The organism is Bradyrhizobium sp. SZCCHNR1017, assembly GCF_032381375.1.
Classification (GTDB): Bacteria; Pseudomonadota; Alphaproteobacteria; order Rhizobiales; family Xanthobacteraceae; genus Bradyrhizobium.
In genome coordinates this window covers 51,020-76,092 of record NZ_JAUHIR010000001.1, presented here as the reverse complement: position 1 = coordinate 76,092, position 25,073 = coordinate 51,020, and the positions used below count along the sequence as shown (strand labels likewise).

At 66.2% G+C, this 25,073-nt stretch carries 23 protein-coding genes; 6 read left to right on the top strand and 17 right to left on the bottom strand.

Annotated elements, in window-relative coordinates:
• Nucleotides 1–13: 13 nt before the first annotated feature.
• Genes QW863_RS00350 through QW863_RS00340 form a run of 3 tightly spaced genes read right to left on the bottom strand, consistent with a single transcriptional unit; the run spans nucleotide 14 to nucleotide 3,776 of the window.
• Nucleotides 14–2,389: a xanthine dehydrogenase family protein molybdopterin-binding subunit gene (locus QW863_RS00350; RefSeq protein WP_315712533.1), complete on the bottom strand. Its 2,376-nt coding sequence runs from the start codon at nucleotides 2,387–2,389 to the stop codon at nucleotides 14–16.
• Entirely contained in the window at nucleotides 2,386–2,919 is a 534-nt protein-coding gene (locus QW863_RS00345) for a (2Fe-2S)-binding protein (protein WP_315712534.1), read from the bottom strand. Before QW863_RS00345 ends, QW863_RS00350 begins: the two co-directional genes overlap by 4 nt.
• Nucleotides 2,916–3,776: a xanthine dehydrogenase family protein subunit M gene (locus tag QW863_RS00340; RefSeq protein ID WP_315712652.1), complete on the bottom strand. Its 861-nt coding sequence runs from the start codon at nucleotides 3,774–3,776 to the stop codon at nucleotides 2,916–2,918. The genes QW863_RS00345 and QW863_RS00340 overlap by 4 nt, the downstream gene beginning before the upstream one ends.
• A gap of 264 nt (nucleotides 3,777–4,040) precedes the next feature.
• On the opposite strand from QW863_RS00340, the gene QW863_RS00335 reads away from it, so the two are divergent.
• Entirely contained in the window at nucleotides 4,041–4,679 is a 639-nt protein-coding gene (locus tag QW863_RS00335) for a helix-turn-helix domain-containing protein (RefSeq protein WP_315712535.1), read from the top strand.
• A 22-nt stretch (nucleotides 4,680–4,701) separates the two neighbouring features.
• On the opposite strand, the gene QW863_RS00330 is transcribed toward QW863_RS00335, so the two are convergent.
• The 5 genes from QW863_RS00330 to QW863_RS00310 form a co-directional block, all read right to left on the bottom strand.
• Nucleotides 4,702–4,908, bottom strand: a complete 207-nt coding sequence (locus tag QW863_RS00330) for a hypothetical protein (protein WP_315712536.1) — start codon at nucleotides 4,906–4,908, stop codon at nucleotides 4,702–4,704.
• Between the two features lie 196 nt (nucleotides 4,909–5,104).
• Nucleotides 5,105–6,550: a cytochrome c oxidase accessory protein CcoG gene (gene ccoG, locus QW863_RS00325; protein WP_315712537.1), complete on the bottom strand. Its 1,446-nt coding sequence runs from the start codon at nucleotides 6,548–6,550 to the stop codon at nucleotides 5,105–5,107.
• Nucleotides 6,551–6,587: 37 nt separating this feature from the next.
• Complete coding sequence (locus QW863_RS00320; RefSeq protein WP_315827454.1) at nucleotides 6,588–6,791, bottom strand: DUF2892 domain-containing protein; 204 nt, start codon at nucleotides 6,789–6,791, stop codon at nucleotides 6,588–6,590.
• 61 nt (nucleotides 6,792–6,852) lie between these two features.
• Entirely contained in the window at nucleotides 6,853–7,293 is a 441-nt protein-coding gene (gene trxC / locus QW863_RS00315; RefSeq protein WP_315712540.1) for a thioredoxin TrxC, read from the bottom strand.
• A complete protein-coding gene (locus QW863_RS00310; RefSeq protein WP_315712541.1) occupies nucleotides 7,290–8,576 on the bottom strand; it encodes an FAD/NAD(P)-binding oxidoreductase in 1,287 nt (428 codons plus the stop codon). The genes trxC and QW863_RS00310 overlap by 4 nt, the downstream gene beginning before the upstream one ends.
• A 120-nt stretch (nucleotides 8,577–8,696) precedes the next feature.
• Here QW863_RS00310 and QW863_RS00305 point away from each other — a divergent pair, with 120 nt between their 5' ends.
• The 4 genes from QW863_RS00305 to QW863_RS00290 all read left to right on the top strand — a co-directional run bounded on the left by QW863_RS00305 (nucleotide 8,697) and on the right by QW863_RS00290 (nucleotide 13,695).
• Complete coding sequence (locus QW863_RS00305) at nucleotides 8,697–8,996, top strand: metalloregulator ArsR/SmtB family transcription factor (protein ID WP_315712653.1); 300 nt, start codon at nucleotides 8,697–8,699, stop codon at nucleotides 8,994–8,996.
• Between the two features lie 126 nt (nucleotides 8,997–9,122).
• Nucleotides 9,123–10,112: an efflux RND transporter periplasmic adaptor subunit gene (locus tag QW863_RS00300; protein WP_315712542.1), complete on the top strand. Its 990-nt coding sequence runs from the start codon at nucleotides 9,123–9,125 to the stop codon at nucleotides 10,110–10,112.
• Entirely contained in the window at nucleotides 10,109–13,330 is a 3,222-nt protein-coding gene (locus QW863_RS00295; RefSeq protein WP_315712544.1) for an efflux RND transporter permease subunit, read from the top strand. The genes QW863_RS00300 and QW863_RS00295 overlap by 4 nt, the downstream gene beginning before the upstream one ends.
• Nucleotides 13,331–13,338: 8 nt before the next feature.
• Nucleotides 13,339–13,695, top strand: coding sequence for a carboxymuconolactone decarboxylase family protein (locus QW863_RS00290; protein ID WP_315712545.1), 357 nt, complete (start codon nucleotides 13,339–13,341; stop codon nucleotides 13,693–13,695).
• Nucleotides 13,696–13,703: 8 nt separating this feature from the next.
• Here the strand turns inward: QW863_RS00290 and QW863_RS00285 are convergent, their stop codons facing one another.
• Genes QW863_RS00285 through QW863_RS00260 form a run of 6 tightly spaced genes read right to left on the bottom strand, consistent with a single transcriptional unit; the run spans nucleotide 13,704 to nucleotide 21,163 of the window.
• Nucleotides 13,704–14,918 (bottom strand): M20 family metallopeptidase, encoded by a 1,215-nt coding sequence (locus tag QW863_RS00285; RefSeq protein ID WP_315712547.1) that lies wholly within the window; start codon nucleotides 14,916–14,918, stop codon nucleotides 13,704–13,706.
• A gap of 17 nt (nucleotides 14,919–14,935) precedes the next feature.
• Entirely contained in the window at nucleotides 14,936–16,510 is a 1,575-nt protein-coding gene (gene nikE / locus QW863_RS00280; protein WP_315712548.1) for an ABC transporter ATP-binding protein, read from the bottom strand.
• The gene (locus tag QW863_RS00275; protein ID WP_315712549.1) at nucleotides 16,507–17,337 is read right to left on the bottom strand and encodes an ABC transporter permease; all 831 of its coding nucleotides are present in this window, start codon (nucleotides 17,335–17,337) and stop codon (nucleotides 16,507–16,509) included. The genes nikE and QW863_RS00275 overlap by 4 nt, the downstream gene beginning before the upstream one ends.
• The gene (locus tag QW863_RS00270; protein ID WP_315712550.1) at nucleotides 17,330–18,277 is read right to left on the bottom strand and encodes an ABC transporter permease; all 948 of its coding nucleotides are present in this window, start codon (nucleotides 18,275–18,277) and stop codon (nucleotides 17,330–17,332) included. Before QW863_RS00270 ends, QW863_RS00275 begins: the two co-directional genes overlap by 8 nt.
• Before the next feature lie 16 nt (nucleotides 18,278–18,293).
• A complete protein-coding gene (locus QW863_RS00265; protein WP_315712551.1) occupies nucleotides 18,294–19,844 on the bottom strand; it encodes an ABC transporter substrate-binding protein in 1,551 nt (516 codons plus the stop codon).
• A complete protein-coding gene (locus tag QW863_RS00260) occupies nucleotides 19,844–21,163 on the bottom strand; it encodes a M20 family metallopeptidase (protein WP_315712553.1) in 1,320 nt (439 codons plus the stop codon). The genes QW863_RS00265 and QW863_RS00260 overlap by 1 nt, the downstream gene beginning before the upstream one ends.
• A gap of 66 nt (nucleotides 21,164–21,229) precedes the next feature.
• Here QW863_RS00260 and QW863_RS00255 point away from each other — a divergent pair, with 66 nt between their 5' ends.
• On the top strand, nucleotides 21,230–22,006 hold the full coding sequence (locus tag QW863_RS00255; protein WP_315712554.1) for a GntR family transcriptional regulator: 777 nt from the start codon (nucleotides 21,230–21,232) through the stop codon (nucleotides 22,004–22,006).
• A gap of 12 nt (nucleotides 22,007–22,018) precedes the next feature.
• Here QW863_RS00255 and dhaK read toward each other — a convergent pair whose 3' ends face one another.
• The 3 genes from dhaK to ptsP are packed head-to-tail and all read right to left on the bottom strand — an operon-like array spanning nucleotide 22,019 to nucleotide 25,073.
• Entirely contained in the window at nucleotides 22,019–23,008 is a 990-nt protein-coding gene (gene dhaK / locus QW863_RS00250) for a dihydroxyacetone kinase subunit DhaK (protein ID WP_315712556.1), read from the bottom strand.
• Nucleotides 23,005–23,457 (bottom strand): hypothetical protein, encoded by a 453-nt coding sequence (locus tag QW863_RS00245; protein WP_315712557.1) that lies wholly within the window; start codon nucleotides 23,455–23,457, stop codon nucleotides 23,005–23,007. Before QW863_RS00245 ends, dhaK begins: the two co-directional genes overlap by 4 nt.
• Nucleotides 23,454–25,073, bottom strand: a complete 1,620-nt coding sequence (gene ptsP / locus QW863_RS00240) for a phosphoenolpyruvate--protein phosphotransferase (RefSeq protein ID WP_315712558.1) — start codon at nucleotides 25,071–25,073, stop codon at nucleotides 23,454–23,456. The genes QW863_RS00245 and ptsP overlap by 4 nt, the downstream gene beginning before the upstream one ends.

Below are 25,073 nucleotides of genomic sequence, written 5' to 3'. Positions count from 1 at the left end.
TCACCTTGTTTTCTTAGTATCGATTGAGCGTCTTGAGCACGCGCGCTGGCGTGATCGGAATGGTGTTGATGGAGGCGCCGAAGGGCATCAGCGCATCATTGACCGCATTCAGCACACAGGCCGACGCGGCCGCGGTGCCGGCCTCGCCGCAGCCCTTTGCGCCGAGAATGGTGTCCGCCGTCGGCGTCTCGACGTGATCGATGGTAATGTCTGGCATCTCCATCGCCATCGGCAGCAGATAGTCGGCCAGCGATCCGTTGAGCAATTGGCCGGTCTCACTGTAACGGCATTCCTCGAACAGCGCAGCGCCAAGACCCTGTACGACACCGCCGCGCAACTGCTCGTCGACCAGCATCGGATTGATGATGCGGCCGCAATCCTCGACGACATGGTGCTTCAGCAGCTTGATGAAGCCGGTTTCGACATCGACTTCAAGGTAGCTGCCCTGGATGCCATTAGTGAAGGCAAAGGGGTAGCCCTGCGGCGCGAAATGATGGCTGACCGTCAGTTGCGCCTGAGTGCCCGGTGGCAAGGTGTCGGACCGGAAATAGGCGATGCGCGCGATCTCAGCGACCGGCAGACGCGGCTGCCCCGTCGCGACACTGACGATCTGGCCATCGATGACGTCGAGCGCAGCAGGCTGCTCCTGCAGCACCAGCGCGGCGATCTCCAGAATGTTCGCCTTGAGCTTTCGCGCGGCCTGCAGCGCCGTCTCGCCGCCGATGCCTGCACCGCGGCAGGCCCAGGTCGCACCACCATGCGGCGTGACCTCGGTATCGCCGGTGATGATCTTGACACGCTCCTGGGCGAGACCAAGCTGGTCGGCGACGATCTGGCTGATGATCGCCTCGGTGCCCTGGCCCTGCTCGGTCACGGAGATCGCACAGCGCACCTCGCCCGACGGCGTCAGGCTGACGGTCGCGCCATCCTGCGAGGAAATGCGCGCGCCGCCGACGCCGTAGAACGCAGGGCTCGGGTTGGTGATCTCGACGAAGGTCGCAATGCCGATGCCGCGATAGATGCCGCGCCGATGCAGCTCGGCCTGCTCGGCGCGGAGCGCGTCATAGTCCATGATCCCGCGCAGCCGCCGCAGGCAGACTTCGTGCGACAGCGCCTCGAACCTGTAGCCGGTCGGCGATGCCGTCGGATAGGCGCTGTCGACAATCACGTTCCTGGCGCGCATCGCGAATGGATCGAGCCCGACGCGGGCAGCGGCGAGATCCACCATGCGCTCGGTGACCGCGCAGGCGATGGGATGTCCAACCGCGCGATACTGGCTGGTCTGCACCTTGTTCTGGAACACGACCTCGAGCGCGGCGCGGTAGGATTTGAAATCATATGGCGCACCGATCAGGCGGATGACCTGATTGCCTTCGACGACGCTGGTGCGCGGATAGGTCGAGAACGCGCCGATCGCCGTGGCATCGTGGACGTCCATGGCAAGGATCTTGCCGTCGGCGTCGACGGCCATGCGCGCGCGGACATGGTGATCGCGGGCATGAATATCCGACACGAAGGACTCGATGCGGTCGGCGACGTATTTGACCGGGCGCCCGAGCAGGATCGACAGCCCGACAACCGCCATGTCCTCGTGGTAGACATGCAGCTTCATGCCGAACGACCCGCCGATATCGGGCGCGATCACGCGCACGCTGGCTTCCGGGATGCCGTAGTGGCGAGCGTACAGATCCTGAAACTGGTAGGGCGTCTGCGTGGCGTGGTGCACCGTCAGCGCGCCGCTCTCGGGATCATAGTCCGCGACGATGGCCCGCGGCTCGAGCGTGACCGGGGTATGACGGCCGAAGCTGAATTCTTCCTCGATCACATGCGCGGCCGACGCGAAGGCCTCATCGACGCCGCCGCTGTCGAGCTGCGTGCGGAAACAGATGTTGGACGCCGCAACCGGATTGACCAGCGGCATCCCCGGCCGACGCGCGGCGTCGAGATCGACCACCGCCGGCAGCTCCTCGTAGTCGACCGAGATCAGCTCCAGCGCATCCTCCGCGATCGCCCTGCTCTCGGCGACTACGGCAATCACGGCCTGCCCGGCCCAGACGACGCGATCCAATGGCAGCGGCAGCTGCGGCTCGGACGTCATGCCCTTGAAATGATCGAGCGTCCCGGTCCACGGCGTGCAGATCTTCGCCAGATCGGCGCCGGTCGCAACCAGATGCACGCCCGCAAGCGCCCGCGCCGCATCGACCTCGATGGCGGTGATCCGCGCATGAGCATACGGGGTGCGCAGGAAGGCGGCATACAGCATGCGCGGCAGGCGAATGTCGGTCACGTAGCGCCCGCGTCCGGCGAGCAGCCGCTTCGCATTCGGTCGCGGCACGGAGCGGCCGATATAGGAATTCGGACGGTCCAGCGAGGTCAGCGGCGGGCTCATCGCGACGAGCCCTCCGCGCCCTGCGATGCCGTTGCTGCCCGTGCCGCGGCGACCGCGGCGATGGCGTCGACGATCGCTTCATATCCGGTGCAGCGGCAGAAATTTCCCGAGAGCGCGTCGCGAATGGTCTCGCGACTCGGCCGTGCAGCACGGGTCAGCAGCTCATGAGCGGTGATCAGCATACCCGGCGTGCAGAACCCGCATTGCAGCGCATTGCGCCGATGAAACTCGGCTTGCAGGTCGGCGATCACGCCGCTCTCCGAGAGCCCCTCGATCGTATCGATCCGCGCGCCATCGGCCTGCACGGCAAACATCAGGCAGCCATGCACAGCAGCGCCGTCGAGCTGAACCAGGCAGGCGCCGCAGGCGCCCATTTCGCAACCGGCATGCGTGCCGGTCAGCTCGAGCTGCTGGCGAAGACAATCCACCAGCGTGTCGCGAGGCGCGACGTCACACGCCACCTTGCGGCCGTTGACGATGAGGCGAATGCGGACCTGCTCCTCGGTCTCGATGTCGACCGGCGGGCTCATGCGGCTTCTCCGATCCGTCCCAGCAGCCGGCCGAGCAGAACGCGCGCCAGATGCAGACGCATCGCCGCCGGAACATCGTCGCTGTCAGCGGGCGCGAGATCGGCGTCGAGCGCAGCCTGCGCCGCCGCAATCCGTGCAGCATCGATCCGGTTGCCGGTGAGCGCTGTCTCCGCATGCCTCGCACGGGTCGGGACGTCGCCGACCGAAAAGAATGAAATGCCTATGCGCTCGATCAGATCGCCCTGGCAGGTCGCGAGCAGGCCGCAACCGACCAGTGCATAGTCGCCGCGCCGGCGGGCCAGCTCATCGAACGCAATGCGCTGGCCGGCTTGGAAGAGAGGAACATGAACCGCGACGAGGATCTCGCCGGGCGCGATCGCCGTCTCGAAAAGATCGATGAAGAAGTCATCGGCTTTGACGCGGCGCCGGCCGGACGCGCCGGCAATCTCAATCTCGGCGTCGAGCGCCAGCACCATCGCCGGAAACTCGGAGGCTGGGTCGGCCAGCGCGACACTGCCGCCAAAGGTCCCGCGATTGCGGATGGCAGGATGCGCAACGAACGGCGCTGCGGCGCGCAACAGCGGCGCAAACTCAGCGATCAGCGGATCGGTCAGCATCTCGCAGTGCCGGGTCAAGGCGCCGATCCGCAACCATTCGCCGTCCCGCGTGATGCCGCGCAGCTCTGCAATGTGGTTGATATCGATCAGAATTCGCGGGGCCTGAAGACGCAACGCCAGCGCCGGAACCAGGCTCTGACCACCAGCAATGAAGCGCACATCGTCGCCCGCGCCCGCATGAGCTTCGAGCGCCTCGCCGATCGTGTGTGCACGAAAATAGCTGAAAGCCCTCGCTTTCATCCGTTTCCTCACCGCCAGGGCTCGCCAGCCCGGATTCCCAAATTTGTGACCATCTGGTCTCAAAAGAGTTGCACGCAGCGGCACCGCGGTCAACCAGAAACGAACGATTGGTCACAAATCAGCTTTCGGCTATCAAGCAGGCTGTCGCCGCAATCGATAGAGACCATGGCTAGGACCCCGAAGACAGCGAGCGCTGAGACAACAGGCCGAGTTGATGGACGCCCGCGCAGGTCCGAGAACCGTCCTCAGGCGAGGCGCCGCAACATGCGCGCCGCCGACCGCGAGCGCGTGATCGTGGATGAAGCGATCCGCTTTTTCGCCGAGCGCGGCTTCGAAGGCCAGACGCGAGAGCTCGCCAAGCGCATGGGCATCGCGCATTCGGTGATCTACCGGCACTTCCCCAGCAAGGAAGCCCTGATCGAGCGCGTCTATCAGGAGGTCTATCTCAGCCGCTGGTCGCAGGACTGGGGCCCGCTGGTCCGCGATCGCAGCCTTCCACTCAAGGCGCGACTGACCGGCTTCTATCTCGACTACGTGGCACGCGTGTTCGAATACAACTGGGTGCGGATCTTCGTGTTCTCCGGCATGAAGTCGTTCGGCATCACCGGCCGCTATCTCGACCTCGTCCGGCACGAGATCATCGAGCCTGCCGCGATCGAGCTGCGGCATGAACTGCAGCTGCCAGACGCCGCCACCTGCCCTCTCGGCAGCCGCGAGACGGAGATGTTCTGGGGACTGCACGGACGCATCTTCTATCTCGCGATCCGAAAGTTCATCTACGAGACACCGGTTCCATCAGATCTCGAGCAGACCGTGCGTGATGCGATCGACCTCTTCATGGACGGCGCCAAGCTGGCGCTCCCTCGGCTCCTGCGCGACGATCAGGCCGGACCAGCACGATGATCCGGCCCGTCGTCGATGACCGTCACGCCGTCCGGCCGCGCCCGCCCTTGATCTTCGCGGCGACGAGATAGGACAGCGGCATCGCGACGACGAATCCGACCAGCGCCGCCAACGGCAGGTCCTTCATCGGACTCGCAACCAGCCCCTGCACCGTCAACAATGCCGTCACCGCGCTGCCTGCAAGCACGGTGCCCAGCATGACCCAGATGAGAATTGCGACCTTGAACATCTGTCTTTCTCCGTCAGTAGGAAAGCTTCCGATCCCTTGACGCGAGAATGCTCTGCCTGCGGCTTCGAGCCGGCATTGATTTGGAACAACCGGACTCGGCAATCGAGGGAGGAGCGACCGGTCCTCCCTCGATCAATCCCGATGAGCCGACAGAATGTCGCCGACGCCTTACAGTCGGCGATCGAACGACGCTGCTCTATCGTGTCCCCGGAACGAAGTGATCGCGCTTGCTGACCGACGTCCCGGTCGCCGGATCCGTGATCTTGATCTCGATGTCGACCGGCGCGGAAGGCAGGTCGGCCCCCTTGGCCTCGATCGACATGCGGATCTCGCGGGTCTGATCCTGGCCGACGTCGATCACCATACGACCGTCCTGCTCGCGCGTTTCGCCGGCCACCGTCACCTTGGCGTTCGGAAGCCCCACGACGTCCAGCACGAAGTCGCGCGGCCCGCGCTTGTTGAGCAGACGAACCGTGTAGTCGTTGCGGACGCCGCCATCCGACAACTGCACGAACAGCGGGTTACGTTCATGCAGCACGTTGATGCCCATCGTGCCGCGCGTCACCAGCGAGTACAGCATGATCCCGCCGACGATCGCGATGAAGGTCGCATAGATGATCGTGCGCGGTCGGATGATCCGGTAGATCTCGGGCTTGCCTTCCTTGCGGCGCTGGACGTTGATGTCGGTGTCGTAACCGATGAGGCCCGTCGGACGGCCGATCTGGGTCATCACGCTGTCGCAGGCATCGATGCACAGGCTGCACTGGATGCAGCCGAGCTGGATGCCGTGGCGGATGTCGACGCCGGTCGGGCAGACGTTGACGCATTGATGGCAGTCGATGCAATCCCCGGCGGGTGCGCCCTGCAGCCGTGCAGCTTCCGCCTTCTTGACCGACATGCGCGGCTCGCCGCGGTCGCCCTTGTAGGTGACGTTGAGCGCCCACTCGTCGGTCAGCGCCGCCTGGATGCGCGGCCACGGGCACATGTAGATGCAGACCTGCTCGCGAGCGTGGCCGGCGAACACATAAGTCGTCGCCGTCAGGATGCCGATCCAGAGATAGGCGGTGAACGGCGCCTGGAAGGTGGCGAGGTCCTTCACCAGGGTCGGCGCATCGTCGAAATACAGCACCCAGGCGCCACCGGTCCACCAGCCGATCATGATCCAGAGGAAATGCTTCAGCGCGGCCTGGCGGATGTGGGTGAAGGTCCAGCCGCGCTTGTCGCTGAGCATGCGCTCACGGCGGTCGCCCTCGGCCCAGCGCTCGACGGCGTAGAACAGGTCGGTCCACACCGTCTGCGGACAGAGATAGCCGCACCACAGCCGGCCGGCGACCGCGTTCATCAGGAACAGGGCGACCGCCGCGATGATGAGCAGGCCGGTGAAGTAGTAGACCTCCTGCGGCCACAGCTCGATGAAGAAGAAGTAGAACCGGCGATGCGGGAAATCGACCAGCACCGCCTGGTTCGGCATGCCGGGTCCGCGATCCCAGCGGACGAAGGGCAGCAGGTAGTAGATGCCGAGCGTGATGCACAGGATCGTCCACTTGATGCGCCGGAAGCGGCCGTGCACGGCCGCCGGATAGACCTTGTCGCGCGCCTTGTAGAGCGGCCCGACGATATAGGTTTCGTCCGAGTCAGCCATGATATCCCCGCTTCATCTTGCCGTCCTTCCGACCGATTCAGGAGAACGCGTTGCCGCTTTTGAGCCCCAGCTTCTTGAAGACGATCGCCGCCGGGCAGAAGCCCGTGAACGAGGCCTGGATCATGTTCACGCCCGCAAAGGCCGCCAGCAAGAACCAGTAGGGACTGACGTACCAGCCCAGCGTCAGGCTGAGCAGGACGACGACGCCCGCGAAGGTGAGAACTGCTTTGTCGACGTTCATGACATACTCCTTCATGGTTGCATTTGAGCGTAATCAAGCAAGTGCCGGCCCGGCCGTACGGCTACTGCCGCAGGCCGGACAGTGTCCAGGCGACGATTCGTTGCGAGTCCATCGCACCCGAGATTCGCGCCAGCTCCCGCCCCTGCTGCAGCAGCAGCATGGTCGGAATTCCGGAGATGCCGAGCCGCGCCGACACCTCCGGCGCCTCGTCCGAGTTCAGCTTCAGAAGCTGCACACGCGGCTCCAGCTCTTGCGCAGCGCGCGCGAACATCGGCGCCATCGCGCGGCACGGGCCGCACCATGGCGCCCAGACGTCGACGAGCAGCGGCAGACTGCTATGCGCGACATGGCGTTCGAACGCGGCCTGGTCGACCTCGATCGGATGGCCGCTGAACAGCGGCGTATGACACTTGCCGCATTTCCCCTGCGTCGGCGCCCGGTCCGCGGGCAGACGGTTGATCTGCCCGCAATGGCCGCACACGATCTGCAAACCGTTGCTCATGTGCCGGTCCTGACTTCCTTGATCTTGGCGATGTTGAGCCGGTCGAGCAGGAACTTTTCGTAGAACGGCTCGGGCGTCCCGCGCCTCATCTTGCGCAGGAAGTACTTCTCGAAGGCGACCTTGGCATAGTGCACCCACTCTCCCTTCGACGACCAGTTGACGTTGCGCGGCGGGATCTGCGGCTGGGCCAGGAAGGCGACGCCGGAATCGCCGAAATCGGCAAGACAGATCGCGTTCCAGGTCGGCTCGGCCTTTGGCTCCTGGCCGCGCAGCAGCGCCCCGATGTTCAAGGCCGTCGCCGTCACCATCGATTCGATCATGAAGCCGGTCTTGGGCACGCCGACCGGCACCGGCGTCGGCCCGATCGGCGGAATCGCAACGCAGACGCCGATGGCAAACACGTTGGGGAAGGTCGGATTACGCTGATGCTTGTCCACGACGACGAAGCCGCGGGGATTGGTGAGCTTGTCGATGCCGCGGACGGCTCCCACGCCGCGAAAGGCGGGCAGCATCATCGAATAGGCAAACGGTAGCTCGTGCGTCTTGCGGACGGTGCCGTCGTCGGCGACCTCCTCCACGAACATGCGGCCGTCCTCGACCTTGGTGACGCGCGCGCTGGTGATCCACTTGATGTGCTTTTCGCGCATCTCGCTTTCCAGCAGACCCTTGGTGTCGCCGACGCCGTCGAGGCCGAGATGGCCGATATACGGCTCGGAGGTCACGAAGGTCATCGGCACCTGATCGCGCATCTTGCGCCGGCGCAGCTCGGTTTCCAGGATGAACAGGAATTCGTAAGCGGGGCCGAAGCATGAGGCGCCCTGTACCGCACCGACGATCACGGGCCCGGGTTTCTCGGCGAGCCTGTCAAAGGCCGCCTTGGCATGAGCGGCGTGGTCGACGTGGCACACGGATTGCGTATGCCCATCGGGTCCAAGCCCCGGGATTTCGTCGAAGGCGAGTTCGGGACCGGTGGCGACGACGAGATAATCGTATGCCACCATGCCGCCGTCCGTCAGCTCGACCTGGTTCTCGGCCGGATGCACGCGCTTGGCGCCCTGCGTCAGCAGCCGGATGCCCTTGCGCTGCATGACGTCGACCAGATCGATCTCGATCTCGTCGCGCTTGCGCCAGCCCACGGCCACCCAGGGGTTGGATGGCACGAAATGATAGGAGGAGCCCTGCGAGACGACGGTCACGCGATCCTCCTTCCTCAGTTGCGGCAACATTTCATAAGCCATCAGCGAGCCGCTCAGCCCCGCCCCGATCACCACGATTTCCGCCATTGGGATCCTCCATCCGCACTTGATTCATTCTTGCTTCATGTCACCGCGGCGCCGCCGCCGGCCTTGACTATATATTCGAATATCTGTATATACGCAACTATGAAAATTAACGCTGACATCATGGAAGCGGCGGCGGACCAGGCCAGCGACCTGCTGAAGGCGCTGTCGAACCGCCATCGCCTCCTGATCATCTGCCAGCTGGTCGACGACGAGCGGTCGGTCGGAGAACTCGCCGAGTTTCTCGGCCTGCGCGATTCGACCGTGTCGCAGCACCTGGCGCTCCTGCGCAAGGACGGCTTGGTCACCGCCAGGCGCGAGGGGCAGACGATCTACTATTCGATCACAAGCGATCCGGCCCGCGAGGTCCTCAAGACGCTCTATCAGGTGTACTGCGGGCCGAGACCGTCACTGAGACTATGAGGATGCCGGACCGGCATCTTGACCGATATCAAACGGGAACTCCCATCCAGGTGAGATGTCTGCAGCCGGCTGCGGACGGCTCGCCCGAACCCCACAAATCGAATCAAACCAGACAGGAATAGGCTGATGCGCAGATTATCGGTCCTGAGCTTGATCGCCGCGATGGCGTGGCAGGCAGCGCCGGCCCTTGCGGAGACGCTGACGGTGGCGCCGCGGCAGGTCGCCGACGAGAAGGCGGTGTTCGCGACGGTGGAGAGCATCAGCGTGGTCCCTGCCCGCGGCCGCATCGGCGGCACCATCGTGCAGCTTTCGGTGCGCGAAGGCGACCCGGTCAGGCGCGGCCAGCCCATCGCCTTGATCGGCGACGACAAACTGGCCCTGCAGATCAAATCGCTCGACGCCCAGATCGAGGCGCTGCAGGCGCAAGCGAACCAGGCGCAGATCGACTTCACCCGCACCGAGGGCCTCGTCGAGCGCGGCACCCTGCCCCGCATCAAGCTCGACGAGACGCGCACGGCGCTGAACGTCGCCGAGAACGGGCTGCGGGCCAAGACCGCCGAGCGTGCCGTGGTCAACCAGCAGATGACTGAGGGCCAGGTGCTGGCTCCCGATGACGGCCGCGTGTTGAAGAAGCTGGTTGCCGTCGGATCTGTGGTTCTGCCCGGCGATCCCGTGGTCACGGTGGCGCAGCAGAACTTCAAGCTGCGACTGCGGGTGCCTGAGCGCCACGCTCTCTTTCTCAAGGCCGGCGACAAGGTCCGGGTCGACGGTGCCGAGTTCGGCGACAGCGCCGACAAATGGGGGGTGATCGACCTGGTCTATCCGCAGATCGAGGAAGGCCGTGTCGTGGCCGACGCGATCGTCTCCGGTCTCGGCCAGTATTTCGTCGGCGACCGGCTCCGGGTCTGGATCTCCGGCGGCCAACGCGATGCCTACGTGATCCCGCAGCGCTACGTCACAACACGGTTCGGCATCGATTATGTCCAGTTGCAGCAAGGGACGCAGAAGGTGAGCGTTCCGGTGCAGCGCGGCCGCGCTCTGCCGAGCGCCGATCTCCCCGATGGACTCGAAATCCTGTCCGGCCTGCGCGCCGGCGACCAGTTGGTGCAGCCGTGAAACTCGGACTCTCAGGCAAGCTTACCCAGGCGACCATCGCCTCGCCGCTGACGCCGCTGTTCCTGCTCGCGGCGCTCGTGGTCGGCCTCATCGCCGTCGTCGTGATCCCGCGCGAGGAAGAGCCGCAGATCAGCGTGCCGATGGTCGACATCCGCGTCAGCGCCGACGGCCTGCGTGCGCCCGACGGCGTCGAGCTCGTGACCAAGCCGCTGGAGACCATCGTCAAGGCGATCGATGGCGTCGAACACGTCTACAGCCAGACCGAGGACGACCGTGTCATGGTCACCGCGCGGTTCCTGGTGGGGACCAAGTTCGAGGACGCGATCCTGCGCGTCCACGAGAAGCTACGCGCCAACCTCGACCGCATCCCCGTCGGCATTCCCGAGCCGCTGATCGTCGGCCGCGGCATCAACGACGTCGCCGTCACCGTGCTGACGCTGTCGCCGAAGCCGGAAGCCGCCGGGCGCTGGTCCGACAAGGACCTCTACGAGCTCGCCGACAAGCTGCGTGCGGAGCTGACCAAGGTCGACAATATCGGCCTGACCTATATCTCCGGCGGCGGCGCCCAGCAGATCCGGGTCGAGCCCGATCCGGAAAAGCTGTCGCTGTTCGGCGTGACTCTGCAGCAGCTCGTCGCCAAGGTGAAGGACGCGAACCGCTCGTTCCTGGCCGGAGACGTTCGCGACGGCGGTATCGTGCGCAACGTCGCCGCGGGCCAGACGCTCACGGGCATCCCGGACATCGGCCTGCTGCTGATCTCGACGCGCGACGGCCGTCCCGTCTATGTGCGCGACGTCGCCACCGTCGTCATCGGCCCCAACCTCGCAGAGCATCGCGTCTGGGATGACGCCCGCACCGACAAGGGCGACTGGCACCGGGTGCCGGCGGTGAGCCTCGCGCTCGCCAAGCGCGCCGGCGCCAATGCCGTGGTGGTGTCTCACGACATCGCGCAGCGCCTCGAAGGGCTGAAGGCCAGTCTCATTCCGAGCGACGTCGCAGTCACGGTGACGCGCGACTACGGCGAGACCGCCAACGAGAAGGCCAACGAGCTGCTGTTCCATCTCGGCCTCGCCACGATCTCGATCGTCGTGCTGATTGCGGTCGCCATTGGCTGGCGCGAAGCCCTCGTCACCTTCGTGGTGATTCCGACCACGATCCTGCTGACGATGTTCGCCGCCAATCTGATGGGCTACACGATCAACCGGGTCAGCCTGTTTGCCCTGATCTTCTCGATCGGCATCCTGGTCGACGACGCCATCGTCGTGGTCGAGAATATCGCGCGCCATTGGGGCATGCATGACGGCCGGCCGCGCCTGCAGGCCACCATCGAGGCGGTCGCCGAAGTCGGCAACCCCACCGTTGTCGCGACCTTGACCGTGGTCGCCGCCCTGCTGCCGATGCTGTTCGTGTCGGGACTGATGGGCCCCTACATGGCGCCGATCCCGGCCAACGCCTCGGCGGCGATGCTGTTCTCGTTTTTCGTCGCCATGGTGGTGGCGCCGTGGCTGATGCTGCGGCTGGCGCCGAGGTCCACCAGCGCCTCGGCGGACTCTCATGACGCGCATGGCGAAGGCCGTCTCGGACGCATCTACCGCAGCGTCGCGCGCCCGATCGTCGCCAGCAAGCGCTCCGCCTGGATCTTCCTGCTCGGCGTCGGCATCGCCACCTTGCTGTCGATGACGCTGTTCGCCACCAAGTCCGTCACCGTCAAGCTGCTGCCGTTCGACAACAAGTCGGAGATCGCGGTGATGGTCGATCTGCCCGAAGGCGCGAGCCTGGAGGATACCGAGCGCACGCTGTTCGCGGCCGCCGACATTGCGCATGGGCTGCCGGAGATCACGACCGTGCAGAGCTATGCCGGCACGGCGGCCCCGTTCAACTTCAACGGTCTCGTGAGGCACTACTATCTGCGGGAGCGGCCCGAGCTCGGCGAGCTCCAGGTCAATCTCGCCGCGCGCGGCGACCGCAAGCGCGCGAGCCACGACATCGCGCTCGAGCTGCGCCAGCGGCTGAAGAGCATCCCTGTGCCGGCCGGCACCAGCATCAAGGTGGTCGAAGTGCCGCCCGGGCCTCCGGTGCTCGCCACCCTGCTGGCGGAGATCTACGGTCCGGACGCGGCGACCCGGCGCGCCGTCACCACCGAACTCAAGAAGGTCTTCGCCGACGTTCCCTTCATCGTCGACATCGACGATTCCATCGGTCAGCGACGGCCGCGTCTGCGACTGTCGATCGACCAGGACAGTCTCGAGTTCTTCGGTGTCGAGCAGCGCGACGTCTACGACACGATCCAGACGCTGTTCGGCGGCGTCTCGGTCGGCTACTCGCATCGCGGCGAAGACCGCAATCCGATCGAGATCGCCGTGCGTCTGCCGAAGCACGACAAGAGCTGGAGTCAGGCCCTGGCCTCGACGCCGGTGCCCGCCAACACGGTGCCCGGCAGCAAGACCGTCGTCGAACTCGGCCAGGTCGTGAAGGCCACCATGGAAGAGGGGTCGCCGACGATCTTCCGCCGCGACGGCCGCTTTGCCGACATGGTGATGGCAGAACTCGCCGGCCGCTTCGAGGCCCCGCTCTACGGCATGCTCGCGGTCGCCGACCGGATCGACGCCCATGACTGGGGCAAGCTGCCGAAGCCCGTGATCGGCTTCCACGGCCAGCCCAAGGACGAGTCCCGTCCGACGCTGCTGTGGGATGGCGAATGGGAGATCACCTACGTGACCTTCCGCGACATGGGCGCCGCATTCGGCGCGGCCATCCTCGGCATCTACGTTCTGGTCGTGGCGCAGTTCAAGAGCTTCCGGCTGCCGCTGGTGATCCTGACGCCGATCCCGCTGACCCTGATCGGCATCCTGCTCGGCCACTGGTTGCTGGGCGCGCCGTTCACGGCGACGTCGATGATCGGCTTCATTGCGCTGGCCGGCATCATCGTCCGCAACTCGATCCTGCTGGTCGACTTCATCCGGCACAGTGGCGGCGAGGGCAAGACCCTGCGCGACGTCGTGTTGGAGGCCGGCGCCGTGCGCTTCAAGCCGATCCTGCTGACGGCGCTCGCGGCGATGATCGGTGCTGCGACGATCCTGCTCGATCCGATCTTCCAGGGGCTGGCGATCTCGCTGCTGTTCGGCCTGGCCTCCTCCACCCTGCTCACCGTACTCGTGATCCCCGCGATCTACATCGCACTGCGCGAGCCCGGCAAACCCACCACGAAGATGTCGTAGGAGCTATCATGACCAAACTGTACAGCGAGATCTGCAAGGACATCTCGGGTAACCTGAAGACGCTGCGCAAGGACATTCCGGACGTCATGCAGGGCTTCTCGGCACTGGCGAGGGCCGCCGCCGCTGATGGCGCGCTCGACAAGAAGACCAAGGAGCTGATCGCGCTGGCGATCGGGGTTGCCGTTCGGTGCGACGGCTGCATCGGCTTTCACGCGGAGGCGCTCGTCCGTCTCGGTGCAAGCCGGCAGGAGGTCGAGGAGACGCTCGGCATGGCGATCTACATGGGCGGCGGACCGTCGTTGATGTATGCCGCCGATGCGATTGCGGCGTTCGAGCAATTCCAGCAACAGGCAGCCGCCGCCTGAGCGCGGGTTCAGCCGCAGATATCGAGAATGGCCAGCATGTAGATGCGGATCATGTCGAGATAGTCGGGAATGTCGACGCGCTCGTCCGGCATCGTGTTGTAGCGGCCGCCCGGCCCGCAGACGATGCCCTCCATGCCGCCATACGTATAGAGATGGCCGGCATCGGTGCCATAGAAGCAGCTCGGCGCCACCGGGCCTGTCGGCTGGGCGGCGCCGCGCACGACGCGATAGGCATTGTTGACGGCACGGACGATCGGGCTGTCCGGCGCGACCTCGAACGGCGGCATGGTCGGCACGCCGGCGCGGTCCTCCGACATCAGATGGGCCTTCAGGCCGGGAAAACGCCCCTCCAGCGCATCGAGCTCGCGCCGCATGTCCGCGAGCGCGCCCTGCTCGGTCTGCCCAGGAGCGTAACGACCGGAGCCCTTGATGCGGACGAAATCCGCGACCTGCGGCGTCCGCCATTCGTGCAACTCACGACCGAGCGCGCCGTGCACGACGCCGACATGAACGCGGTTGATGGCCTCATGTGCCGGCGAACGCGCGCCGGAGAACCGCATCGCATTGAGGCGCGGAATGAGATCGCAGGCGGCGGTGATGGCGTCCACCGCCTCCTCGCGCTTCGACAGATGCCGCGTGTTGCCGACGAGCTCGATGATGAACATGAATGCCGCGGCATGCATCGTCATCGCCTTGAGGTCGGTCGGCTCGGAATTGATGAAATAGTCCGCGCGCAGCCCCTGCTCCAGCAACGAATAGGTGCCGACTCCGCCTTGCAGCTCGCCGACCACATAGGTCAGAACGACATCACCCCTCAGCCTGACGCCGGCCTCGATTAGCGTCTTGACCGCGCAGAAATAGGCGGCGTCGCCGGCCTTCATGTTTGACACGCCGATTCCGTAGACGAAGTCGTCGTCCACCTTCCCCGCCCAGGGATCGAGGGTCCAGCCCTCGGTCACCGGATTTGTATCGACATGGCCGTTGAAGAGCAGGCTCTTGCCGCCGCCGGTGCCGTGCCAGCGGCCGACCGCGTTGACACGGCCCTCGGCCCCGAACGGGGCGACCGCGGCATCCAAGCCGATCGCGCTCATCTGTTCAGCCATGAAGGTCGCGAGCTGCTTCTCGCCCTCGGTCTTCGAATAGCTCTTGTGCTGAACCATGCGCGACAGCAGCGCGAGCGAAGCTGGAATGTCGATGCGGGCGAGCAGGTCGTTGCGATCCATGGGGGCAATCCTTGCGGTCAGCCAACGGGCGCTGGCGAGGCCGCCATCAGCTCGCGGGTGTAAGGGTGAACGTCGTCTGCGCCGAAGGCATCGACGGCACGGCTGTCGACCAGCCGGCCGTGGCGCATCACGACGATGCGGTGCGCGATCTGCCTGATCAGGTTGAGATCGTGGGTGATGAAGAGATAGGCCGCCCCCGTCTCGGCGCGCAAAGCCAGCAGCAGCTCGATGATCTGGGCCTGGACCGAGACGTCGAGCGGCGCCGTGATCTCGTCGCAGATCACCAGGCGCGGTCGCGCCGCAAAAGCACGCGCGATCGCGACGCGCTGCTTCTCGCCACCCGAGAGCTGGTGCGGCCAGCGCATGGCATACGACGCCGGCAGCCGGACCTGTTCGAGCAGGCGCGGCACGGCGGCGACGTCGCCGCCATAGAGCTTCAAGGGGCGCGACAGGATCTCACCGATCCGATGGCGCGGATTGAGCGAGGAATCCGGGTGCTGGAACACGATCTGGACATCGCGCCGATAGGCACGGTTCATGTCACCGGCCCTGCGCAACGTTCGGCCGTCGAAGCTGATCGTGCCGTCGAAGCGGGCAAGCCCGGTGAGGGCGCGAGCGACGGATGACTTTCCCGAGCCGGATTCACCGACGAGGCCGACGATTTCGCCGGCACGGACGCGGACATCGACGGCCCTGGTCGCCGGTGGCGGAGCCGCACGGAACAGCCCGCCCCTGCCGTAATGGACTTCGATGTCGCGTGCGTCCAGCACCAGGGCCGCGCCCGGCTGATCGTTCACGAGCCGCCGCTCCGGACGCGGCACGGCGGCGATGAGAGCCTTGGTGTAGGCGTGCTGCGGCGTCCTGAAGATATCAGACGCGGGCGCCTGCTCGACGATGCGGCCGTGCCGGATCACCGCGACACGATCGGCGACCCGGGTCATCATCGCGAGATCGTGCGAGATGTAGAGCGCAGCGACGCCCGTCTCCGCACGCAACCGCGCAAACAGCTCGATGATGCGGGCACCGGTGATGACGTCGAGCGCCGTCGTAGGCTCATCGAACAGGATGACATCGGGCCGGCACCCGAAGGCCGTCGCGATGACTACCCGCTGCTTCTCGCCGCCGGAGATCTCGTGCGGATAGCGCCGCAGCACCGCCACGGGGTCGCTCAGCTCGACATGGCCGAGCAATTCGATCGCGAGGTTCCTGGCGGCCCGCGCATTCAGATCGCGATGACGCATCAGCGCCTCGGTGATCTGGCGGCCGATGGTCAATGTCGGATTGAGCGCGGTCGACGGATCCTGGAACACCATGCCGATGCGGCGGCCACGGACCGCGGTCAGTCGCTTCAGGCTGAGGGACCGCAGGTCGAGGTCACCCAGACACAGGGAGCCCGAGACCTCGCGGGCATTGGCCGGCAGATGCCGCATCAACGCCCAAGCCAGCGAGCTCTTACCGGAGCCGGATTCGCCGACGAGGCCGAGCACCTCGCCGGGCGCGATCTCGAGCGACACGTCACGCAGCACCTCCACAGCGCCCGCCGGGGTGACGTAATCCAGTCCGTAACCAGTGATGGCGAGCGCCGGCTTCATCGATCGTCCCGCGGATTCAGCGCGTCGCGCAGGGCATCGCCGACGAGATTGAAGGCGATCGCCGACAGCGCGATCGCGGCCGAGGGCGCGATCAGGATCCATGGCGCCCGGTGCATGTATTGGCGCGCATCGGCCACCATCAGGCCCCATTCCGATGCCGGCGGCTGTGCACCCAGGCCGAGGAAGCTGAGCGTCGCGAACAGCATCACCGCAAATGACACCCGGATGGTGGCCTCGATGATGATCGGGCCCATCACGTTCGGAAGCATCTCGCGGAAAATGATCTGCGATGCCGCTTCGCCGCGCGCGATGGCGGCCTTGACGTAGTCCTGACTGCGCACAGCAAGCGCCACGGAGCGCGTGACCCGTGCCATGCCCGGCGCGAACGCAAAGGCAATCGCGATCACCGCGTTGACAGCCCCATTTCCGAGCGTGCTGACCAGCAGCAGCGCCATGAGGAGACCGGGAATGGCCATCACAGCATCGTTGGTGCGCATGATGAATTCGTCGGCCTTGCCACCGAGATAGGCCGATGCGACGCCGATCACGGCGCCCATCGCGCTGCCGGCGAGCGTCGCCGCGAGCGCCATCGGAACGGTGGCGCGCGCGCCGGACAGCAGCCGGCTCAGCACGTCGCGGCCGAACTGATCGGCGCCCAGCCAGTTCTGCCATCCCGGCGGGCGGAAACGGCCGAGAAAATCCATCTTCTCCGGCCCATAGGGCGCGAGCCACGGGCCGAGGATGCAGACGATGGCGAGGGCAACGAGCAGCATCACGCTGATCGCCCCCTGCGGCTTGCGGATCATCCTGCCGAGCAGCTCAGTCATAGCTGATCCGCCTGTCGAGCAGCGCGTAGACGACATCCGCCAGCGTGTTGGTGATCGCATAGGTGACCGCCATGATCATCGCGCCGGCCTGGATCGACGGCAGATCGCGGGTGGTGATGGCGATCATCAATGCCCGGCCGATGCCGGGAATGGCGAAAATCTCCTCGATGACGATGATGCCGCCCAGGAGATAGCCGACGTCGAGCGCGACGATGGTGATGACCGGCAGCAGCGCGTTGCGCATCACATGCCGCACCAGCACCGTCCGCTCGGGCAGGCCCTTCAGCCGCGCCGCGCGGACGTAGTCGGACTGCAGCACGTCCAGCGTCTCCGAACGCATCATGCGCATCACATGCGCGACGAGAATGACCGAGACGGTCAGGACCGGAAGGATCAGATGGCGCAGCGCCGGCCCGGCATCCTCCAGCGGCGACACGTAGCCGGTCGCCGGCAGCCATGGCAGAATGTCGGTCAGCAGCAGCGCGAGCACGGTTGCCGTGACGAACTCCGGCAGGGAGACCCCGAGATAGGCGACCACGCTGGTGGCCGTATCCGCCGGCCGCCCCTTGCGGAGCGCCGCGAAGATTCCGAGCGGGACCGCGATCAGGAGGGTGACGACGAGTGCGCCCGCTGCCAGCAGCAGCGAGCGCGACAGCGCCGTCAGCATCTCCGGCGCGACCGGCAGGCCGGTGCGCATGGAGACACCGAAATTGCCGATGGCCGCGTGCGCGACCCAATGCGTGAATTGCAGCCAGACCGGGTCGTCGAGCCCGAGCCGGCTGCGAATTGCGGCCAGCGCCTCCGGCGAAGCGTTCTCGCCAAGCAGCGTCTGCGCTGCGTCAGCCGGCAGCGCCTGTGTGATGGCGAACACCAGCACACTGACGACGACGACCGTATAGACCATCAGGAGCAGCCGCCGCAGCAGCCAGGCGAATGACACCGCTCGGATCCCCGCCTCAGCTGCGCCTGGGCGCGCCTGCGCCGAGCGAGACGAGATCGAGCCGAAACACCGATCCGCGCGGATGCAGCTGGTATCCTTCCACATAGGCGCGCTGCGCCGCCAGGATGTCGAAGAAGACCGGAATGACCGACGGCACCTCCTCGCTCATCATCGTCTGGGCCCGCGCATAGAGCGCGGCGCGATTGGCATCGTCGGTCTCGCTACGCGCCGCATTGACGATCTCGTCGAAGCGCGCATTGTTCCAGCGTGTCTCGTTCCAGGCGGCATCCGAGGTGTAGAGCAGCTTGAAGATCGCGTCGGCGGTCGATTGCATGTTGTAGAATCCGACGTAGAAATTGCCCTTCTTCCAGACCTGGTCGAGATAGGTCGCGTGCGGCATCGTCTGAACGTTGATGCGGAAGCCGGCCGGTGCCGCCATCTCACGGATCGCAACGCCAAGCTGCGTGCGCGTGTCCGGTTTGTCGGATGCCACCATCGTCAGGTCGATGCCGGAGGGATAGCCGGCATCGGCGAGCAATTGCCTGGCTTTCGCGATGTCGGGCTTCTTCAGCTTGCTGTCCTGATAGAACCGGTAGGCGGGGCTCAGCGGCGTGTCGTTGCCGGGCGTGCCGTAGCCGCCGGCCACGAAGCCGGCCATGGCCTCGCGATCGATGGTCAGCGCCAGCGCCTGGCGCACGCGAACGTCGTTGAACGGCTTCTGATCGCAGCCCATGTTGACGTTCAGAAACTGCCCCGAGGGGACCCGCACCGCCTTGACGCCGCTGGCCTTGCCGAGCCGCTCATATTCGCCGGGCGTGGTCGACAACATGAGATCGATGTCGCCCGAAATCAGAGCCGATGCTTCGGCGGTGCGGTCGGGATAGACGAGAATCTCGACGCGATCGAGCAAAGGCCGCGCCGGATCGTAATACGCCGGGTTGCGCTCGACGACGATCTTGCGGTCCGGCTCATAGGACACGAGCTTGAACGGCCCTGAACCATTCGCCTTTGTGGCGAGGCTGGCGAGATCGGCAGCAACGACTTTCGCAGGCACGATGCGCGCATTGTTGTAGGCGAGCGCGACCGGAAAATCGGCAAAGGCAACCGACAACGTGAACCGCACGGTCGACGCATCGACGGCAGCGACATCCTTGATCGGGCCGACATTGGTGCGCGCCGGTGATGCGGTCTTCGGATCGAGGATCGCCTTGAAGGTCGCGACGACATCCTCCGCCGTCAGCGGCGAGCCGTCGTGGAAGCTGAGATTGGGCCGCAGCCTGAACGTCCACTCGGTGAGCCCCGCGCCGGCCTGCCACGACAAGGCGAGGTCCGGCTCGACCGACATGTCCGGCTTCAACCGGGTCAAGTTGGAATAGAGCAGCTCGGTGATGAGGTATTCCGGATTGACACGCGCGAGCAGCGGATGAATGACCGCCGCGCCCTGGTCGACCGAGATCCGCAACACGCCGCCGCGCTTCGGCGCCTCGGCCGAGAGAGAGACTTGCGGCAGAGCACCAAGCACGAGCGCGGAGCCGGCAAGGAAATGACGACGGGTCACGGACGGCATCAGGCGAAGTCCTTTTCAGGCGTGATGGCTTCGGGACAGAGTTCGGGACGGAACTCGGCTGCGAGATAGGCGAGCACCGATTTCGCCAATGCGACGATGTCGGCGAGCGTCGTGGATTCGCCCGGCGCATGAATGCGGCTATCGGGCCTGCCGAGGCCCGTGAGCAGCACCTCCTGCACGCCCGTGGCCTGCTGCACCCAGCCGAAATCGGAGCAGCCGGCCGCCCCCCAGCGAGCGAAGTCTTCCGCGGCATAGCCGAAACCGGCCGACAGCGCCTGCTGCCAGCGCGACCAATGCGGCCCGCCGGGATCGGATGTCGGCATCAGATGGCCGGTGAGGATGATCTCGACGTCGAGGGTGCCGGCCGCCTGCCGGACGGCCGCTTCGATCTCGCGGCGTGCAGCGGCGAAGTCCTCCTCGGGCGTGTATCGGCGGCACAGGAGAATCTCGACCAGCGAGGGGATCTGTCCGCCGCATTGGCCGCCATGAATGGCTGAGATGTCGAGGCTCGCGGCGAGCGGTCCAGCCGCCTGCGGCGGTGGCGGCAACGCCGACGTCCGCTGCGCGATGACCGGCTCGAGGGCCGCGAGCGCATTGAGGATCGGCAGCGCCGCCTCGATCGCGTTGGCGCCGGCGCGGCGCTGCTCGCCGGCATGCGCTGCCTTGCCGTGAACCCGCACCGTGAGCGTGAACAGGCCGAAGCAGCCGGCCCAGATCCGCGGCATGGCACTGCCGTTGAAATTCAGAATATGCCCTTCGAGACGGCCCTGCTCGGCAAGGTAACGCACGCCGGGATAAAGCCCTGCCTCCTCGTCCGTGCACAGCAGCAACATCGGATCATAGGCCAGCGGCAATCCAGTCTGCTGCGCGCCGCGGAGTGCGAGCAGCGCCGCCGCAATCGATCCCTTCATGTCGGCCGCGCCGAGTCCGATCAGACGGTCACCGTCGCGGCTCAGCTGCAGCGGATCGGTGACCCAGCCGGGCGCCGCCGGTACCGTGTCCACATGGAAATAGAGCCCGAGCACCGGTCTGCCGGCGCGGCGCCGTGCAATCAGATTCGTCCGCGATCCGCGCGCGCCCGGTGCGCGCCATAGGTCCTCCGGAACGATCACGCGCTCGCTATCCAGTGCCAGCGGGGCAGCGAGCTGCTCCATCACGTCGGCAAATGCATCGTAGCCGGCCCCCGGAGGAAAGCTGGTGTCGACCGCCACCATCTTCCGCAGGTCCTCGACCGCCGTCTCGGCCATGGCGTCGATCGCGGCAAAAGCGCTGGCCAGGCTGCGCGCGCCCCGGTCCGCTGGAATGCCCTCAGAAATCATTTGCCGCCAGCTCTATCCTATATTCTATATAGAAATAGAATTCACGACGCGGCGTTTGTCAATTCCATGAAAAAGGCAGCTGTGGCCAGCAAAGCGGCAGACGGGGTGGGGGCGGGTCCAGGCGCGCTGCCGGTGCCGCTCTACGAGCATGTCAAGCGCCAGATCGCCGAGGCGATCCTGATCGGCGACATGCCGCCGGGGACGGTGCTGCCCGGCGAGGTCGCGCTCGCCAATCAATATGGCGTCGCCGTCGGCACCATCCGCCGCGCGCTGGCCGATCTCACCGCGGGCGGAATGCTGATGCGCCGGCGCAAGACCGGCACGGTGGTGACGGGCCGCGCGTCGCAGCATGGGCTCAGCTTCTTCTTCCAGTACTTCCGCCTGCTCGGCGCGGACGGCAGCCTGCTGCACTCGGAGGCCGAGGTGCTGTCGGTGACGACACGCGCCGCCGAGCCACGCGAAGCGGCGCTGTTCGCGATGGCCGAGGGCGGGCCGCTGCTGCATCTTCATCGCATCCGCCGCGTCGCTGGCGCGCCGGTGCTGCATTCGCGGATCTCGATGGTCGCGAGCCGCGTGGCGGGATTTCCGGCCGAGCCGAAGAAGGTCCCTGCCCTGATCTACCGGCATCTGCTCGAGGCCTATGGCATCCGGATCGCCGCGGTGCGCGAGAAGGTGACGGCGGAGGTCGCCACCAAGGAGGACCGCAAGCTGCTCGGCCTGCCCTCTCCGAGCGCCGTGCTGGTGATCGACGAGGAGGCCTACGACCAGACCGGCGCGCTGGCGATCCTCAGCCAGCACCGCGCCACGACGGCGCAACACTACTACTCGAACGAGATCCGCTGAGCACGTATCGCTTCAGCAGCCCCAGCGCAGCGCCGCGGTGTGCACCGGCGCGTCCCACAGTCCCAGCGACGCATCATCGAGCGCGGTCACGGTGAGCGAGCAGCCGGCCATGTCGAGCGAGGTGACGTAGGAGCCGACCAGCCCGCGCGCGATGGCGAGCCCGCGCCCTTCCAAGATGCGCCGCGCCGCATTGGCCATCACGTACAACTCCATCGCTGGCGTGGCCCCGAAGCCGTTGACCAGCAGCAGGCACGGAGTCCCGGGCTTCGCTGCAAGATCGGCCAGGATCGCGCCCATCATCTCCTCGGCGATGGCGTCCGCGGACGCCAGCTTGACCCGGCGCCTGCCGGGCTCGCCATGGATGCCGACCCCCATCTCCATCTCGTCCTCGCCGAGCGTGAAGGTCGGCTTGCCCGCGGCCGGCACCGTGCATGAGGTCAGCGCCACGCCCATCGAGCGGGTGCGCCTGTTGACGTCGTTACCAAGCGCCTTCAGCGCGTCGAGATCGCGGCCCTGCTCGGCCGCAGCACCCAGCATCTTCTCCACGATCAGCGTGCCGGCAACGCCGCGGCGGCCGGTCGAATAGGTCGAGGTCTCGACCGCGACGTCGTCGTCGGTAATGACGGTCGCGACCTTGCCCTCCATCATCTCCGCGGCCATCGCGAAATTCATCACGTCGCCTTCGTAGTTCTTGACGATGAACAGCGCGCCCGCACCGGTGTCCACGGACTGCGCGGCCGCGAGCATCTGGTCAGGCGTCGGCGAGGTGAAAACCTGGCCCGGACAGGCGGCATCGAGCATGCCCGGCCCGACGAAGCCGGCGTGGAGCGGCTCATGGCCGGAGCCGCCGCCGGAGATCAGCGCGACCTTGCCCGGTTTGAGGCTCTTGCGGCGAACGAACTTGCTGTCCTCGCCCAGCGTGACTATGTCGCCATGCACGGCGGCAAAACCCTGCAGGCTCTCGCTCAGCACGTCGGAAACGGCGTTGATCAGCTTCTTCATGGCTTCCCTCCCGGTTCGGCGTCGTCGTTGTTTTCGTTGGCTGAGATCAGCGCGGTGATGCCGCGCGCGACGCCGGTGATGATGCGGTCGGCATGGGCGTTGAGCGCGGGGTCGCCGAAGTCCGGCAGCTCGACCACGAGGCGCCGCATCGGCCGCTGCGCCTCGACCTCGTCCAGCCGGCCCGGATGGGCGGCGCGGTAGGCGGTCAGAAAAGCCTGCTGCTCATGCGGCGAGAAGTGACAGATGTGGAAGATGGTCTCGAGATGCTGCAGCGGGATCGGCGTCGCATAGGCCGGATTGACGATCTGCGAGATGAAGCTGCGATTCTTGCCGATCGCCTCCGCCAGCCGCTGCCGTGTACCGGAGGGACGGCTGTCGATGACCGCGCGCAGGATCGCCTTGTATTCGGCGAGCGGACTCGCGGCCCCCGATGCATCCTGGTCACTCATGCGCCCTCTTCCGCGGTCTTTTCCGTGCCCTTGGCGAGGTCAAGCTCGCGGATCGCCGCCTTCACCAGCGGCAGCAGGCCCGGCGCGACCGACAGCGCGCGCACACCGAGCTCAAGCAGCGCCGGCATGGCTCTGACATCACCGGCGGCGTCGCCGCAGATCGAGACGTCCACGCCCCGCGCGCGACCAGCGCGCACCACATGGGCAATCATCGCCAACACCCCGGGATGCAGCACGTCGGCATAGTCGGCGACCTCGGCGCCGTCACGCGAAGCAGCGGTCGCGTATTGGGTCAGGTCATTGGTGCCGATCGAGAAGAAGTCCGCAGCGAAGTCATGCGCTGCCAACGCAGCAGCCGGCACCTCGACCATCATCCCGAAGGCCGGCGCGGCGAACGCGACGTTGCCGGCGGCCAATTCGGCGAGCACGGCGCGGAGATGGCGACGCGCGACGTCCAGCTCCGCTGCATTGGTCACCATCGGCAGCATCACCTTGAGCGGTCCGAGCGCAGCGGCGCGGGCCAACGCGCGCAATTGAACGCGGAAGATCTCGGGGTGACGCAAGGACAGACGGAGGCCACGAAGGCCGAGAAACGGGTTGCTCTCGCCATCGATCGTGTAGCCCGGAATCGGCTTGTCGCCGCCGGCATCGAGCGTGCGGATCGTGACCGGCCGGCCTTCGGCCCATCGCACGAGCTCGGCATAGGCGCGATATTGCGCCTCTTCGTCGTGAAGCAGGTTGCCGGTGAGAAACTCGGTGCGTGCCAGACCGATGCCGTCGCAGGCCGCGGCCGGAAGCAGCGTCATGTCGGCAGGGCCGGAGATGTTGACGAGCACCGAGACGCGGGTGCCGTCGCGCGTCAGTGCCGGTTCGTGCTGGCGCGCGATCGCATCCGCCTTGCGGCGCGAGGCGGTCACATCCTCCGCCCGGGCGGCGGCGATACGCTGCGCACTGGGATCGGCAATGACGACACCGCGACCGCCATCGACCAGCAAATCCCCTGTCAGCTTGTCCCAATCGTGACCGAGCCCGACCACCATCGGCACGCCCCGGCCGCGCGCCAGCATCGCGACGTGACTGGTCGGGCTGCCCTCGCCGAGCGCGATGCCGCCGCCGCTGGTCCAGTCGATGGCGAGAAAAGCCGATGGCGCCAGATCATGCGCGACGACGATCGCCCCTTTCGGCACTTCGCCGTTCTGCGGCAGGCCAAACAAGTGCCGCAGCACGCGGTCCCGGATGTCGCCGAGGTCGCTGGCGCGAGCACGAAAATACTCGTCCTCAGCGGACTCGTATCCCGCGATCTCCTCCGCCATCGTCGCGCGCCAAGCCGCATCCGCAGCGACGCCGCCCTCGATCTGGACGTAAGCCGCTTCTGTCAGCGCGTCGTCTTCGAGCAGCGCGAGCTGAAAGCCGATCAGCTCGGCCGCGTCTCCCTCGAGCCTGCCGATCAGTTCGGCCACGGCCTCGCGTGCATGTGCGACCGCTGTGGCGAGCGCTTCATGCTCCTCCGCGATCGCCCCTTTGCTCCGGCTGGCGCCCTCCAGCGCATGCAGGATCGCGGCGGGCCCGATGGCCAACCCGTCCGACGCTCCACGCCCGAAAATGCGCCGCTCCAT